This is a genomic window from Burkholderia anthina, from assembly GCF_902498995.1.
GTDB lineage: Bacteria > Pseudomonadota > Gammaproteobacteria > Burkholderiales > Burkholderiaceae > Burkholderia > Burkholderia anthina.
On record NZ_CABVLY010000009.1, the window covers coordinates 37,878 to 52,277 of the forward strand.

At 68.9% G+C, this 14,400-nt stretch carries 10 protein-coding genes; 6 read left to right on the forward strand and 4 right to left on the reverse strand.

Going from position 1 to position 14,400, the window contains the following annotated elements:
• Window position 1 precedes the first annotated feature (1 nt).
• Window positions 2-310: a BolA family protein gene (locus BME24068_RS13725; RefSeq protein WP_174926406.1), complete on the forward strand. Its 309-nt coding sequence runs from the start codon at window positions 2-4 to the stop codon at window positions 308-310.
• A gap of 18 nt (window positions 311-328) precedes the next feature.
• The gene (locus BME24068_RS13730) at window positions 329-1,111 is read left to right on the forward strand and encodes a peptidylprolyl isomerase (RefSeq protein WP_096503129.1); all 783 of its coding nucleotides are present in this window, start codon (window positions 329-331) and stop codon (window positions 1,109-1,111) included.
• A 169-nt stretch (window positions 1,112-1,280) separates the two neighbouring features.
• Here the strand turns inward: BME24068_RS13730 and BME24068_RS13735 are convergent, their stop codons facing one another.
• Both BME24068_RS13735 and purL read right to left on the reverse strand, forming a co-directional pair.
• Window positions 1,281-1,823, reverse strand: a complete 543-nt coding sequence (locus BME24068_RS13735) for a GNAT family N-acetyltransferase (protein WP_174926407.1) — start codon at window positions 1,821-1,823, stop codon at window positions 1,281-1,283.
• Complete coding sequence (gene purL / locus BME24068_RS13740) at window positions 1,823-5,887, reverse strand: phosphoribosylformylglycinamidine synthase (protein ID WP_174926408.1); 4,065 nt, start codon at window positions 5,885-5,887, stop codon at window positions 1,823-1,825. Before purL ends, BME24068_RS13735 begins: the two co-directional genes overlap by 1 nt.
• A 329-nt stretch (window positions 5,888-6,216) precedes the next feature.
• Here purL and BME24068_RS13745 point away from each other — a divergent pair, with 329 nt between their 5' ends.
• From BME24068_RS13745 to pgi, 3 genes are all read left to right on the forward strand, one after another.
• A complete protein-coding gene (locus BME24068_RS13745; RefSeq protein ID WP_096503135.1) occupies window positions 6,217-7,518 on the forward strand; it encodes an FAD-dependent oxidoreductase in 1,302 nt (433 codons plus the stop codon).
• 51 nt (window positions 7,519-7,569) lie between these two features.
• Window positions 7,570-9,114 carry an NAD(P)H-hydrate dehydratase gene (locus tag BME24068_RS13750; RefSeq protein WP_174926409.1) on the forward strand — a complete coding sequence of 515 codons (1,545 nt, stop codon included), beginning with the start codon at window positions 7,570-7,572 and terminating at the stop codon, window positions 9,112-9,114.
• Window positions 9,115-9,225: 111 nt separating this feature from the next.
• Window positions 9,226-10,848: a glucose-6-phosphate isomerase gene (pgi, locus tag BME24068_RS13755; protein WP_174926410.1), complete on the forward strand. Its 1,623-nt coding sequence runs from the start codon at window positions 9,226-9,228 to the stop codon at window positions 10,846-10,848.
• A 77-nt stretch (window positions 10,849-10,925) separates the two neighbouring features.
• Here pgi and BME24068_RS13760 read toward each other — a convergent pair whose 3' ends face one another.
• Window positions 10,926-11,627, reverse strand: a complete 702-nt coding sequence (locus BME24068_RS13760) for an ABC transporter ATP-binding protein (RefSeq protein WP_174926411.1) — start codon at window positions 11,625-11,627, stop codon at window positions 10,926-10,928.
• Between BME24068_RS13760 and BME24068_RS13765 the strand changes: the two genes are divergently transcribed.
• Window positions 11,626-12,300, forward strand: coding sequence for an arylesterase (locus BME24068_RS13765; protein WP_174926412.1), 675 nt, complete (start codon window positions 11,626-11,628; stop codon window positions 12,298-12,300). The two genes, BME24068_RS13760 and BME24068_RS13765, sit on opposite strands and share 2 nt — an antisense overlap.
• Before the next feature lie 88 nt (window positions 12,301-12,388).
• Here BME24068_RS13765 and BME24068_RS13770 read toward each other — a convergent pair whose 3' ends face one another.
• Window positions 12,389-14,320 carry a SurA N-terminal domain-containing protein gene (locus tag BME24068_RS13770; protein WP_174926413.1) on the reverse strand — a complete coding sequence of 644 codons (1,932 nt, stop codon included), beginning with the start codon at window positions 14,318-14,320 and terminating at the stop codon, window positions 12,389-12,391.
• Window positions 14,321-14,400 lie beyond the last annotated feature (80 nt).

The window sequence follows — 14,400 nt, forward strand, 5'->3', positions numbered from 1 at the left end:
CATGAGCGACACCTTTCTCCACGCATCGCCCGACGAGCGCATCGCGCTGATCGAGGCGCGTCTCACCGCATCGCTCGCGCCGCTGTCCCTCGCAGTACGCGACGACAGCGCGCAGCACGCGGGCCATGCCGGCGCCGCCGCCGGCGGCCATTACACGGTAACGATCGTGTCGGCCGCCTTCGCCGGCAAACCGCGCGTCGCGCGGCACCGGCTGGTGTATGATGCGCTCGCTGATGCGATGCAGCGCGGCATTCACGCGCTCGCGATCGTGGCTTACACGCCCGAAGAATTCAACGAATCTTCAATCTAGTCTCACTAGGAATTCCCGATGATCCTGAAATCCCCCCGCCTGTGGGTCGCGGCGGCTGCCTTTGCAGCGGCACCGGCATTTGCCCAGAACATCGCCGTCGTCAACGGCACGCCGATTCCGAAGTCGCGCGCCGACGCCATGGTCGCGCAGCTCGTCCAGCAAGGCCAGACCGACAGCCCGCAACTGCAGCAGGCCGTGCGCCAGGAACTCGTGAACCGCGAAATCCTGATGCAGGAAGCCATCCGCGAAGGCATCCCGAGCCGTCCGGACGTGAAGGCGCAGATCGCCGTCGCGCAACAGACGGTCGTGCTGCGCTCGATGATCGAGACCTTCCTGAAGAAGAACCAGCCGACCGACGCCGAAGTGAAGGCGCGTTATGACGATCTCGTGAAGACGGCGGGCGGCAACCGCGAATACCACCTGCACCACATCCTCGTCGACAGCGAACAGCAGGCGAAGGACCTGATCGCGAAGATCAAGGCCGGCGCGAAGTTCGAAGACCTCGCGAAGCAGTACTCGAAGGATCCGGGTTCGGGCAAGAACGGCGGCGACCTCGACTGGTCCGATCCGAAGGCGTACGTGCCGGAATTCGCGGCGGCCGCGCAGAAGCTGCAGAAAGGCCAGATGACCGACGAGCCGGTGAAGACGCAGTTCGGCTGGCACATCATCCGTGTCGACGACATCCGCGACGTCGCACCGCCGCCGTTCGACCAGGTGAAGGCGCAGATCGCGCAGCAGCTCGTGCAGCAAAAGCTGCAGGCGTTCGAGGAAAACCTGCGCCAGCAGGCAAAGATCCAGTAACGTCGGCGACGCTCGCCCACGCAAAGGCCACTCCAGCGAGTGGCCTTTTTTCATGCGCGGCTGCTACGCGTTGCCGCGAAGGCCGCACAAAGCAAAAGGCCGCTCGAAGCGGCCTTTCTGTCAGGATGGCGGCATCACGTGCGTGGGCGCACCGAGCCAATACGCCGGCTCACACCGACTCGAATGCGTCGTGATAGCGGACGTCGCCCGACGGCCGCGGCGCGGTTGCATCGAACGACAGCGCAAGGAAATGCCCGGGCAGCGCGTGCGCAAACACGAGACCATCGAACGGCTTGAAACCGAAGCGCGCGTAGTACGCGGGATCGCCGAGCACCACACAGCCGCGCGCACCGAGCCTGCGCAACGCGTCGAGCCCCGTGCGCACCAGCCCCGCGCCGATGCTCTGCCGCCAGCAATCGGGCCGCACCGCGAGCGGCGCGAGCCCGTACCACTGCTGACTGGCGGCCGGCGCACCGCCGATCGACACCGGCGAGAACGCGACGTGGCCGATCACGCGCTCGTCGCGCTCCGCGACGAGCGACACGCTGAGCGCACCACCCGCGCGCAGCGCGTCGACGATCCGCCGCTCGAACTGCCCGTGCTGCGGCTCGTCCGCGAACGCCGCCACGATCACGCGGCCGATCGCATCGACGTCGCTCGCGCGTTCGTCGCGCAGCGTGACGATCTCGACCGGCGCGTGCGGATCGAACATCAGCCGATCCAGCGGCGTGCGTTGCGGAACACGCGCAGCCACGGGCTCGCTTCGCCCCAGCCTTCCGGATGCCAGCTCATCGTGACCGTGCGGTGCACGCGCTCCATGTGCGGCATCAGCACCGAGAAGCGGCCGTCGGCCGTCGTGACCGACGTGATGCCGGCCGGCGAGCCGTTCGGGTTGAACGGATAGCGCTCGGTCGCTTCGCCGCGGTGGTCGACGTAGCGCATCGCGACCGCGACGCGATCGATATCGCCCTGCTGCGAGAAGTCCGCATAGCCTTCGCCGTGCGCGACCGCCACCGGAATCCGCGAGCCTTCCATCCCCGCGAAGAAGATCGACGGCGACTTCTCCACTTCGACGAACGAGAAGCGCGCCTCGAACTGCTCGGACTTGTTGCGCGTGAACTTCGGCCATGCTTGCGCGCCCGGGATCATCGACGCGAGGCTCGACAGCATCTGGCAACCGTTGCAGATGCCGAGCGCGAACGTGTCGGGGCGGGCGAAGAACGCCGAGAACATGTCGGCGAGGTTCGCGTTGAAGCGGATCGTCTTCGCCCAGCCTTCGCCTGCGCCCAGCACGTCGCCGTACGAGAAACCGCCGCATGCCACCGCGCCCGCGAAATCGGCGAGCGTCGCGCGGCCCGCGAGCAGGTCGCTCATGTGCACGTCGTGCGCGTCGAAGCCCGCGCGGTCGAACGCGTACGCCGTTTCGAGATGCGAGTTCACGCCCTGCTCGCGCAGGATCGCGACGCGCGGACGTGCGCCCGTCGCGATGAACGGCGCGGCGATGTCGTCGGCCGGATCGAACGTCAGCACCGGCGAGATGCCCGGGTCGGCCGCGTCGAGCAGCGCGTCGTATTCCGCATCCGCGCAGGCGGGGTTGTCGCGCAGGCGCGCGATGCGCCAGCTCACTTCGCCCCATGCGCGGTGGAGTTCGGTGCGCGGCGCGTCGAAGACCTTCTTCGCGTCGCGATACACCTCGATCACGTCGCGATCGTTGACCGTGCCGATCACGTGCGAGCACGCCGACAGGCCGAACTCGCGCAGTGCGCCGAGCACCGCGTCGCGATCGGCCGCGCGCACCTGCACGACGGCGCCGAGCTCTTCGGAGAACAGCGCGCGCAGCGTGCGATCCTCGCGACGGCCGCTCGTCTGCTTCGCCCAGTCCTTCGCATCGCCGTAGTCGGATTCGTGATTCGGGTCGAGCGTCAGCATGTCGACGTTCAGCGACACGCCCGCGTGGCCCGCGAACGCCATTTCGCACACCGTCGCCCACAGGCCGCCGTCCGAGCGGTCGTGGTAAGCGAGCAGCTTGTCTTGCGTATTGAGCGACTGGATCGCGTTGAAGAAGCGCTTCAGGTCTTCCGGATCGTCGACGTCCGGCGTCGCGTCGCCAACCTGCTGCGTGACCTGCGCGAAGATGCTGCCGCCCATCCGGTTCTTGCCGCGGCCGAGATCGATCGCGATCAGCACGCTGTCGCCCGCGTCGGCGATGCGGCGCAGTTGCGGCGTCAGGTGCCGGCGCACGTCCTCGACCGGCGCGAATGCGGAGATGATCAGCGACACCGGCGACACCACTTCCTTCGCGACGCCCTGCTCGTCCCACTTGGTCTTCATCGACAGCGAGTCCTTGCCGACCGGGATGCCGATCCCGAGCGCCGGGCACAGCTCCATGCCGATCGCCTTGACGGTGTCGAACAGCGCGGCGTCCTCGCCGGCCGTGCCGCAGGCGGCCATCCAGTTCGCCGACAGCTTCAGCTTGTCGAGCGACGCGATGGGCGCGCTCGCGATGTTCGTGATCGCTTCGCCGACGGCCATGCGGCCCGATGCCGGTGCGTCGATCACGGCGAGCGGCGTGCGCTCGGCCATCGTCATCGCTTCGCCCTTGAAACCGGCGTAGTCGAGCGCGGTCACCGCGCAGTCGGCCACCGGCACCTGCCACGGGCCGACCATCTGGTCGCGCACCGACGTGCCGCCGACCGAACGGTCGCCGATCGTGATCAGGAACGACTTGCTGCCGACCGTCGGGTGCTTCAGCACGTCGACCGCGACTTCCGACAGCGCGATGCCCGTCACGTCGACCGGCGCACGCTCGGTGGCGACGCGCGCGACGTCGCGATGCATGCGCGGCGGCTTGCCGAGCAGCACGTCCATCGGCATGTCGACCGGGAATTCGTCGGCACCCTTCGCTTCGTCGTCGACGAGCTGCAGCTGACGTTCGTCGGTCGCGACGCCGACCACCGCGAACGGGCAGCGCTCGCGTGCGCAGATCGCTTCGAAGCGCGGCAGGTCGGCCGGCGCGATCGCCAGCACATAGCGCTCCTGCGCTTCGTTCGACCAGATTTCGCGCGGCGACAGGCCCGACTCCTCGAGCGCGACCTTGCGCAGCTCGAAGCGCGCGCCCTTGCCCGCGCCGTCGACGATCTCGGGGAATGCGTTCGACAGGCCGCCCGCGCCGACGTCGTGGATGCTCAGGATCGGGTTTTCCGCGCCGAGCTGCCAGCAGCCGTTGATCACTTCCTGTGCGCGACGCTCGATTTCCGGGTTGCCGCGCTGCACCGAGTCGAAGTCGAGCTCGGCCGTGTTCGCGCCGGTCGCCATCGAGCTCGCCGCGCCGCCGCCCATGCCGATCCGCATGCCGGGGCCGCCGATCTGGATCAGCAGCGAGCCTGCCGGCACGTCGTGCTTGTGCGTGTGTTGATCCGCGATGTTGCCGAGACCGCCCGCGATCATGATCGGCTTGTGATAGCCATGCACCTTCCCGCCGACGTTCTGCTCGTACACGCGGAAGTAGCCGCCGAGGTTCGGGCGGCCGAATTCGTTGTTGAACGCGGCGCCGCCGAGCGGGCCGTCGATCATGATCTGCAGCGGCGATGCGATGCGGTCCGGGCGGCCGTACGGGCCCTGCGCATCGTTCGGGTTGCGCTCGCCGACCGGCTGCGCGGCGTCGCGCGCGTTTTCCCACGACTGGCGTGCGTCCGGCAGATCGAGGTTCGACACGGTGAAGCCCGTGAGGCCGGCCTTCGGACGCGCGCCGCGGCCCGTCGCGCCTTCGTCGCGGATCTCGCCGCCCGCGCCGGTCGCCGCACCCGGGAACGGCGAGATCGCCGTCGGGTGGTTGTGCGTCTCGACCTTCATCAGCGTGTGCGTGAGTTCGGTGTGGCGGCCGTAGCGCTCGCCCGGCTCGCCGGCCGCGCCCGCGTTGCGCGGGAACCAGCGCTCGGCTTCGGCGCCGACCATGATCGACGAGTTGTCCGAATACGCGACGATCGTGCCCTGCGGGCTCAGCTTCTCGGTGTTGCGGATCATCGCGAACAGCGACATGTCCTGCGCTTCGCCGTCGATCGTCCACTGCGCGTTGAAGATCTTGTGGCGGCAGTGCTCGCTGTTCGCCTGCGCGAACATCATCAGTTCGACGTCGGTCGGGTTGCGTTCGAGCTTGCGGAACGCGTCGACCAGGTAATCGATCTCGTCGTCGGCGAGCGCGAGGCCCAGCTCGACGTTCGCGCGCTCGAGCGCGCCGCGGCCGACGCCCAGCACGTCGACGGTCGCGAGCGGCTTGGCCGGCAGTTCGTCGAACAGGTGCTTCGCATCGTCGCGCGCGGCGACCACGCTTTCGGTCATCCGGTCATGCAGCGCGGCGGCCACGGCCGCACGCGCGTCGTCGGACAGCGCCTTCTTGCCGCCGAGCAGGCCCGACTTCAACGTGACCGTGAACTCGACGCCGCGCTCGATGCGGCGCACCTGCGTGAGGCCGCAGTGCTGCGCGATGTCGGTCGCCTTGCTCGCCCACGGCGAAACCGTGCCGAAGCGCGGCAGCACGACGAAGGTCTCGGCCGTCCCCTTCTCGGTCGCCGGCTCGAACGGCGCGCCGTAGTGCATCAGCGCGTCGATGCGGGCGCTGTCGTCCGCCGACAGCGGCTCGGCCGCATTGACGAAGTGCAGGAACTGGCCGCGCACCGCGACGATGTTGGCGTCGATTTGCTTGAGCGTGTCGAGCAGACGGGTTTGACGGAAATCGGAGAGGGCCGAAGCGCCGGGAAAACACGAGAAGTGAGCCATGGGCTGGACTGACGTCGATGAGTCGCGCGAGGTGGCGACGTGGGGCGAAAGGAAGGCCGTAATTATACCCGGAAGTCGGTCGTCCCAGACCGGCCGATCGGCACCCGTCATGCACCGCCACGGTGCGCCGGCCTGTCCGGCGCGCGGGCCAGCGCCGGGCCGCCGCGCGCGGCCGCGGTAGCCGGCGGACGCACGATGGCGAAACCGGATAGGCTCGCGCGGCGCCGTTTCCCGCGTTTTTGGCGCTATCATTCCCGGTTCACCGGGCCGGAGCCCGTCAGCGAATTCTCACCGGGCGGCGTGCGCGCTGCCCGTCATCGAATCAGTCCATGGATGTCATCGTCATCGGCGGCGGAATCAGCGGCGTCGCCACCGCCTACCAGCTCCGCGCGGCCGGCCATCGCGTGTGCGTGGTCGAACGCCACGCGACCGTCGCGCAGGGCGCGACCTACGGCGACGGCGGCACGCTGCTGCCGAGCCCGCTCGACGTCTGGTTCGGCCCGACCTTCATGCGCCAGCGCCAGCCGCGCGACAGCGGCATCGTCTACAAGCCGGGCTTCAACGGCGGCGTGCGCCGCTTCGTCAAGGAACTCGGCGCGCTGCGCGAGCCCGACGCATTCGCCGCACAATACGCGCGGCTGCGCCCGCTGATCGACGCATCGCGCGAAAGCGTCGCCGACATCGAAACGCGCTTCCAGCTCGAATTCGAGCAGAAACCCGGCATCCTTCACGTCGTGCGCGACCCGCGCGACTGGGAGGCCCTGCAGCCGGCGCTCGACCTGCTGCGCACGCTCGACCAGCCGTACCGCGTGCTCACCGCCGACGAATGCGCGGCGCTCGAGCCGTCGGTGCCGGCCGAACCCGGCTTCGCCGGCGGCGTGCTGCTCGAGACCGAACGCACCGGCAACTGCCCGCTGTTCGCGAAACTGGTCAAGCAGACGCTCGACGAGCACGGCGTCCAGTTCCGCTTTGGCGCGGAGGTCGCCGCGATCCGCGTGGACACCGGCCGCGCCGCGGTCGAGCTCGCGCCGCCCGGCGGCCGGCACGCGGCCAACGCCCGCGAAGTCGACGTGATTTCGGCCGACGCGATCGTGGTCGCCGCCGGCGCCGGCAGCCCGGTGCTGCTCGAGCGGCTCGGCTGGCGGCTGCCGCTGCATCCGGTCCGCGCGCATACGCTGACCGCGCCCGTCACCTACGAGGAACACGCGCCGCACCTGAGCGTCGTCGATTCGATCAAGCGAATCTCGATCACGCGCACGCATCAGCGGTTGCGCGTCGGCGGCGGCGCCGTGCTGCAGAGCCTCGCCGACACCGCGAAGCCGCTGCCCGAGCCGTTGTCCGAGGCGGCGCTCGCGCTGCTCGGCCAGGCCGTGCACGACTGGGTGCCGGGCGCCGCGAAAATCTCCGCCGCGCTGTCGTGGCAAGGCATGCAATTGCTGTCGCCGGACGGCCTGCCGGTCGTCGGTCCGACCCCGCATCCGCGCGTCTTCGTCAATTTCGGCCACGGCCCGGCCGGTTGGGCGCTCGCGTGCGGGTCTGCTAAAGTGGTGACCGACTACCTCGGCGGCGACACGCAGCAGTGGCCTGCCGACACGCTCGCCGCGCTGAGCGCCGCGCGCTTCACGACCTGACCGCCGCGGGCCCGTCCCGGGCGGCATCCTCCCTGCCGTCACGATCCCGCGATGACCCTTGCCCGCCCGCTTCCCGACTCCACTCCGATCGCGCTGCTGCGCGTCGCCGACCTGCGTGCGGCCGAGGCCGCCGCGACCGCCGAACTGCCGCCCCACACGCTGATGGGCCGCGCCGGCGCCGCCGCCGCGCGCTGGCTGTCCGAACGGGTTGCCGGCGACGAGCGCCCCATCTGGTTCGCAGTCGGCCCGGGCAACAATGGCGGTGACGCACTGGTGGCCGCCGCGCAACTGCAGCAGCTCGGCGTCGCGACGCAGGCGTGGATGCCTGTACCGGTCAAGCCGGACGATGCGCAATGGGCGCTCGGCCTCGCACGCGCGGCCGGCGTGCCGCTGTCGAGCGAACCGCCCGCATCGCTCGACGATTACGCATGGGTCGTCGACGGCCTGTTCGGCATCGGCCTCGGCCGTGCGCTCGACGGCCCGTTCGCCGCGCAGGCCGCGCGCATCGCCGCGCATGCGCGAAGCGGCGGCCGCGTGCTCGCGCTGGACGTGCCGAGCGGGCTCGACAGCGACACGGGCCGCATCGTCGGCGCCGGCGTCGCGGTCGCCGCCACGCATACGCTCACCTTCATCGGCGCGAAGCCGGGCCTTTACACGGGCGACGGCCGCGACTTCGCCGGCGAGATCGAGATCGCATCGCTCGACGTCGCGCCCCCTGCCGTGCCGGCCGTCGTGCTGAATGCGCCTGCGCGGTTCGCCGCCGCGCTGCCCGCACGCGCGTTCGCATCGCACAAGGGCACGTTCGGCAGCCTCGCGGTGCTCGGCGGCGACACGGGGATGTGCGGCGCGCCGATCCTCGCCGCGCGTGCCGCGCTGTTCGCAGGCGCCGGCAAGGTGCATGTCGGCTTCCTCGGCACCGGCGCGCCGCCGTACGATCCGCCGTTTCCCGAACTGATGCTGCATCCGGCCGACGGCCTCGACCTCGATGCGATGTCCGCGATCGCGGCGGGCTGCGGCCTCGGCACCCGCGAGGCCGCGGCGACGCTCGTGCGCGACGCGCTCGCGCACGACGCGGCCACGCTGCTCGACGCCGACGCGCTGAACCTCGTCGCGACCCACGCCGACCTCGCGGCCGCCGTTGCCGCTCGCGGCGCGCGCGGCAACGCATGCGTGCTGACGCCGCATCCACTCGAAGCGGCCCGGCTGCTCGGCACCGACACCGCGTCCGTGCAGCACGACCGGCTGGCCGCGGCGCAGGCGCTCGCCGCGCGCTACGCCGGCATCGTCGTGCTGAAAGGCTCGGGCACGGTGATTGCGGCACCCGACGGCCGCGTGACAATCAACCCGACCGGCAACGCGGCGCTCGCCACCGGCGGCACCGGCGACGTGCTCGGCGGCCTGATCGGCGCGCTGCTCGCACAGCGCGTCGCACCGTACGAAGCCGCGCTCGCGGGCGTCTATCTGCACGGCCTCGCGGCCGACACGCTCACCGCGAACGGCACGGGGCCGGCCGGCCTCACCGCGGGCGAGCTCGCACCGATGGTACGCACGCTGATCAATCGCCTTTTTTACCCGTCGCCGCGCGCCGACATATAACGCCGCTATACTGAGTGCCCCGCCGCACGGCGGGCCCGCTCGTCCGCCGGCCTTCCGATCCCGATGCGCCGGCGCGGCATTCCTCCCGATTCACGCTTCACTCGAACCGCCATGACGCTGAATTCGCTCCCCGCCTGGACTGCCCTTCAATCCCACTTCGAACAGATCCGCCATGCGCGGCTGCGCGACTGGTTCGCGCCGGAAAACGACCACGCACCGACCCGCGCCGAACGCTTCACGATCCCGGGCGGCGGCCTCGCGGCCGATTTCTCGAAGAACCGCATCAACGACGACACGCTGCGCCTGCTCGTGCAACTGGCCCGCGAAGCGGGCATCGAAGCGCGCCGCGACGCCATGTTCGCCGGCGAGATCGTCAACCCGACCGAAGGTCGCGCCGCGCTGCACACGGCATTGCGCGCGACCGACCCGCAAGCGCCGTTCCATGCGCAGGTCAGCGCCGAGCGCGCGAAGATGGCGACCTTCGCACGCGCCGTGCGCAGCGGCGCGTGGACGGGCTACACGGGCAAACGCATCCGCCACGTGATCAATATCGGCATCGGCGGATCGGATCTCGGGCCGAAGATGGTCACGCACGCGCTGCACCACGTCGCGACGCCCGACATCTCGACGCACTTCGTGTCGAACGTCGACGGCGCCGATCTCGCGCGCGTGCTCGAACAGGTCGATCCGGAAGAAACGCTCGCGATCATCGTGTCGAAAACCTTCACGACGCTCGAGACGATGACGAACGCGCGCTCGCTGCGCGACTGGTTCGTCGCGCGCGGCTGCCCGGAAGATGCGCTCGCGAAGCACTTCGTCGGCGTGTCGGCCAACCCGGCCGAAGTCGTGAAGTTCGGCATCGCGGCCGACAACGTGTTCGAAATGTGGGACTGGGTCGGCGGCCGCTATTCGCTGTGGTCGGCGGTCGGCCTGTCGATCATGATCGCGATCGGACCGGAACAGTTCGACGAACTGCTCGCCGGCGCGAACGACATGGATCGTCATTTCCGCGAAGCGCCGCTCGAACGCAACCTGCCGGTGCTGCTCGGCCTGATCGGCATCTGGTATCGCAACTTCTTCGGCTCGCAGAGCTATCTCGTCGCGCCGTATTCGGAAGCGCTGCACTACCTGCCGTCGTACCTGCAGCAGCTCGAGATGGAAAGCAACGGCAAGTCCGCGCGTCTGGACGGCACGTTCGTCGATTACCCGACATCGGCCGTCACGTGGGGCGAGCCGGGCACCAACGGCCAGCATGCGTTCTTCCAGATGCTGCACCAGGGCCCGACGATCGTGCCGATCGACTTCGTCGCGGTGCTGACGCCCGAGCATCCACTCGCGAGCCATCATCCGAAGCTGCTCGCGAACTGCTTCGCGCAGAGCGAAGCGCTGATGCTCGGCCGCACGCTCGACGAAGCGCGCAAGGTCGCCGGCCCCGGCAAGGAAGCGCTCGCACCGCACCTCACGTTCCCCGGCAACCGCCCGACGACGACGCTGCTCGTCGACGCGCTGACGCCGCGCACGCTCGGCGCGCTGATCGCGCTGTACGAGCACAAGGTGCTGGTGCAAGCGACGGTGTGGGACATCAATCCGTTCGACCAGTGGGGCGTCGAGCTCGGCAAGATTCTCGGCAAGGTCGTCGAAGCCGACCTGTCGGCCGAGTCGGTCGACCCCGCGAAGCACGATTCGTCGACCACCGCGCTGATCGAGCGCGCACGTGCGGCGCTCAAGCGCTGACACGACGCGCGATGCGCATGCCGGCCGCACGGGGGTGAAACGCGCCTGCGCGGCCGGCGAAGCAATGCAATGCGGTGCTACGCCGCGTGCGGAGCGGTGATGCGTCCGGCTTCGATCGTCACCGTCGTCTCGCAGCGCCGCGCGAGTTCGGTATCGTGCGTGACGAGCACGAGCGTTGCGCCGTGCGTGCGATTCAACTCGAACATCAGGTCGATGACCGCGTGCCCCGTCGCTGCGTCCAGGCTGCCGGTCGGCTCATCCGCGAACAGGATCGCCGGTCGCGTGACGAACGCGCGTGCGAGCGCGACACGCTGCTGCTCGCCCCCCGACAGCAGCTTCGGATAATGCGCGGTGCGTTCGGCGAGGCCGACCTGCACGAGCAGCGCGCGCGCACGCTCGGCCGCCTCGCGCGCACTGATGCCGCCCTGCAGTTCGAGCGGCAGCATCACGTTTTCGAGCGCCGTCAGGTGCGGCATCAACTGGAACGACTGGAACACGAAGCCGACCGCGCCATTGCGCAGCGCGGCACGCTCGTCCTCGTCGAGCGGGTCGAGCGCGCGGCCGAGCAGGCGAACCGTGCCGCTCGTCGCGCTGTCCAACCCCGCGAGCAGGCCGAGCAGCGTCGATTTGCCCGACCCCGACGCACCGACGATCGCGAGGCTGCTGCCGGGCCGCACCGCGAGCGTGATGCCGTCGAGGATCGTCAGTTCGCCCGTCGCGTCGGCGACTCGCTTGCACACGTCATGGACTTCGATGATCGGATCGGTAATCTTGAACATGGACACGACATTTCGCTGGAAAAGACGTGCGGCGCTCGCCGCACTGCTGGGTACCCTGTTCGCCGCAACCGTGCCCGCGCTGGCGGCGACGGCTGCCGCGCCGTCGTCGGGCCAGCCTGTGCTCGTCGTGCTCGGCGACAGCCTGTCGGCCGAATACGGGCTGCCGCGCGACACGGGCTGGGTTGCGCTGCTGCGGCAACGTCTCGCGACCGGGCGAGTCGATTATAGCGTTGCGAACGCAAGCGTCAGCGGCGACACCACGAGCGGCGGCCGCGCGCGACTGCCCGCGGTGCTGCAACGGCTCAAGCCGTCGATCGTCGTCGTCGAGCTCGGTTCGAACGATGCGCTGCGCGGCGTGCCGCTCGCGACGACCGAGCAGAACCTGCGCGACATCATCGCCGATGCGCGGCGCGCGCATGCGAAGATCGTGCTGGTCGGCATGTACGTACCGGCCAACTACGGCCCCGACTACACGCAGAAATTCCACGCGGTCTATACGCGGCTGTCGAAGGAACTCGACGTGCCGCTCGTGCCGTTCCTGCTCGCCGGCATCGAGAACAAGCCGGAGATGTTCCAGTCGGATCAGATGCATCCGACCCAGCAGGCGCAAGGCATTCTGCTCGACAACGTCTGGCCGGCGCTGAAGCCGCTGCTCGGCAAGCCGCGCGGCTGACACTACCGCCGCGCCGGAAAACACAAAGCCCCGCTTCGAGCGGGGCTTTGTGTCGTTACGTGCGAAACAGTGAACGAGAGAGCGATGCTCAGTTGTTCTCGTCCTGCGCACGGGGCGTCGTACCGTACAGCTTCACCTTCGAGCGGTCACGCAGCGCGGCAAGATACGCTTCGCCCTCGCTCTGCGCTTCGACCTGCGCCATCTGCTGCTGCGCGGCCGCGAGCTGCTGCGGATCGACCGCCGAACCCGGGATCACCGCGTTCACGCGATAGATCGCGTAGCCGTCCGCACCGAGATCGACGCCGATGTAGGCCGGCAGCGTCTTCGCATCGACCTTGTAGACGGCGCTCAATGCCGCCGGCGTCAGGCCCTGCGATTGCGTGCGCGACACCTTCTGCGCGGCGCCGAACCCGTCGGTCGACTTCGACTTCTGCAGCTCGGCCAGCTTCGCCGCACCGTCCTTCTTCGCGAGTTCCGCGGCCTGCTCGGCGATCACCTTCTGGCGCACGGCGTCCTTGATCGCGTCGAGCGCGGGCACGGCTGCCGGCTTGTAGTTCGTGACGTGCGCGGAAATCAGCGTGTTGTTGCCGACGTCGATCGCCTGCGTGTTGTTCTGGTTCTTCACCGAGTCGCTCGCGAACACGGCCGTCAGGAACTTCGGATTGTTCAGCGGGCTCGTCGGCGGCAGTTGCGGATTCGGCGTCGGCGTGACGGTGGCCGTCTGGATCGTCAGCTTGTACTTGTCCGCAGCCGGCTGCAGCGACTTCGCCTTTTCATACACGGTCGACGTGAATCCTTCCGCGTTGTCCGAGAACGCCTTCGACGCATACTGCTGCTTCAGGTCCGCGGCGATCTGGTCCTTCACGTCCGCGAACGGCTTGACCACCGACGGCTTCACTTCGGTCGCCTTCAGGATGTGGAAGCCGAGATCCGACTGCACGACACCGCTGATCTCGCCTTGCTTCAGCGAAAACGCCGCGTCGTCGAAGGCCTTGCCGCCCGCCGTCGAACCGCGCGTGATGAAGCCGAGGTCGCCGCCCTTCGCGGCCGACGGTGCGTCCTGCGAGCTCTTCTGCGCGATCTGCGCAAACTGGTCCGGATGGGCCTTCACGTCGGCCAGCAGTTGCTCGGCCTTCGCCTTCGCAGCCGCCTTGTCGGCAGCGCTTGCGTCGCTCGCCGCGGCGATGAAGATGTGGCTCACGCGCGCCTGCGCTTCCGTGCGGAAATGCGTCGGGTTGTCGTCATAGAACTTCTTGATGTCCGCATCGGTCGGCTGCGCGCTCGCGGCGGCTGCGGCCGGCGAATAGACGAGGTACTGGATCGTCGCGGTTTCCGGCGTCGCGAAGCTCTGCTTGTTCGCGTCGTAGTACGCGGCGAGCTGCGCGTCGGTCGGCTGCACCTTCGCTGCGTAATCGCTCGTCTTCAACACGAGCGCCTGCACCTCGCGCTGCTGCGCTGCCAGTTCGGACAGACGCTGGGCGAGGCTCTTCGGCGTGAACGCGCTCGACACGATGCTCGCCGGAATCTGCTGCAGCGCGAGGCTGTAGCGCACGCGCTCCTGATACTGCTCGGGCGTCATGCCCTGGAACGACAGCAGCTGCGCATAGCGTTCGACGTCGATCGAGCCGTCCGGCTTCTTCAGCGACGCGATCATCGGGTCGCTCATCAATGCGTCGCGCACTGCGTTGTCGGAAGCGGTAAGGTGCAGGCGCTGCGTCTCATCGGCCAGCACACGTTGCTGGATCAGGCCGTCGAGCACTTGCTTGCGATGATCGGGCGTATCGAACGCCTTGATGTCGAACTGCCCGCCGAGCGCCTGGCGCGCCTGGTCGATCTGCTGACGGAACGCGCCGTCGAATTCGACTCGCGTGATCTTGTGCCCGTTGACCGCCGCGACGTTCGCACTGTCGTCGAAGAAACCGCGGAAACCTTGGATCCCGACGAAACCCAGCCCCGGCAACACGATCAGGAGCAGGAGCGCCATCATCAGGCGCTGGTGATTACGGAAGAAATCGAGCATGCGTGACGGGAAAATTGGACAAAACGTCCGATATTACAACATACAGGGTGGGACGGGAGAAAAGCAGACGGCTTCGTCGA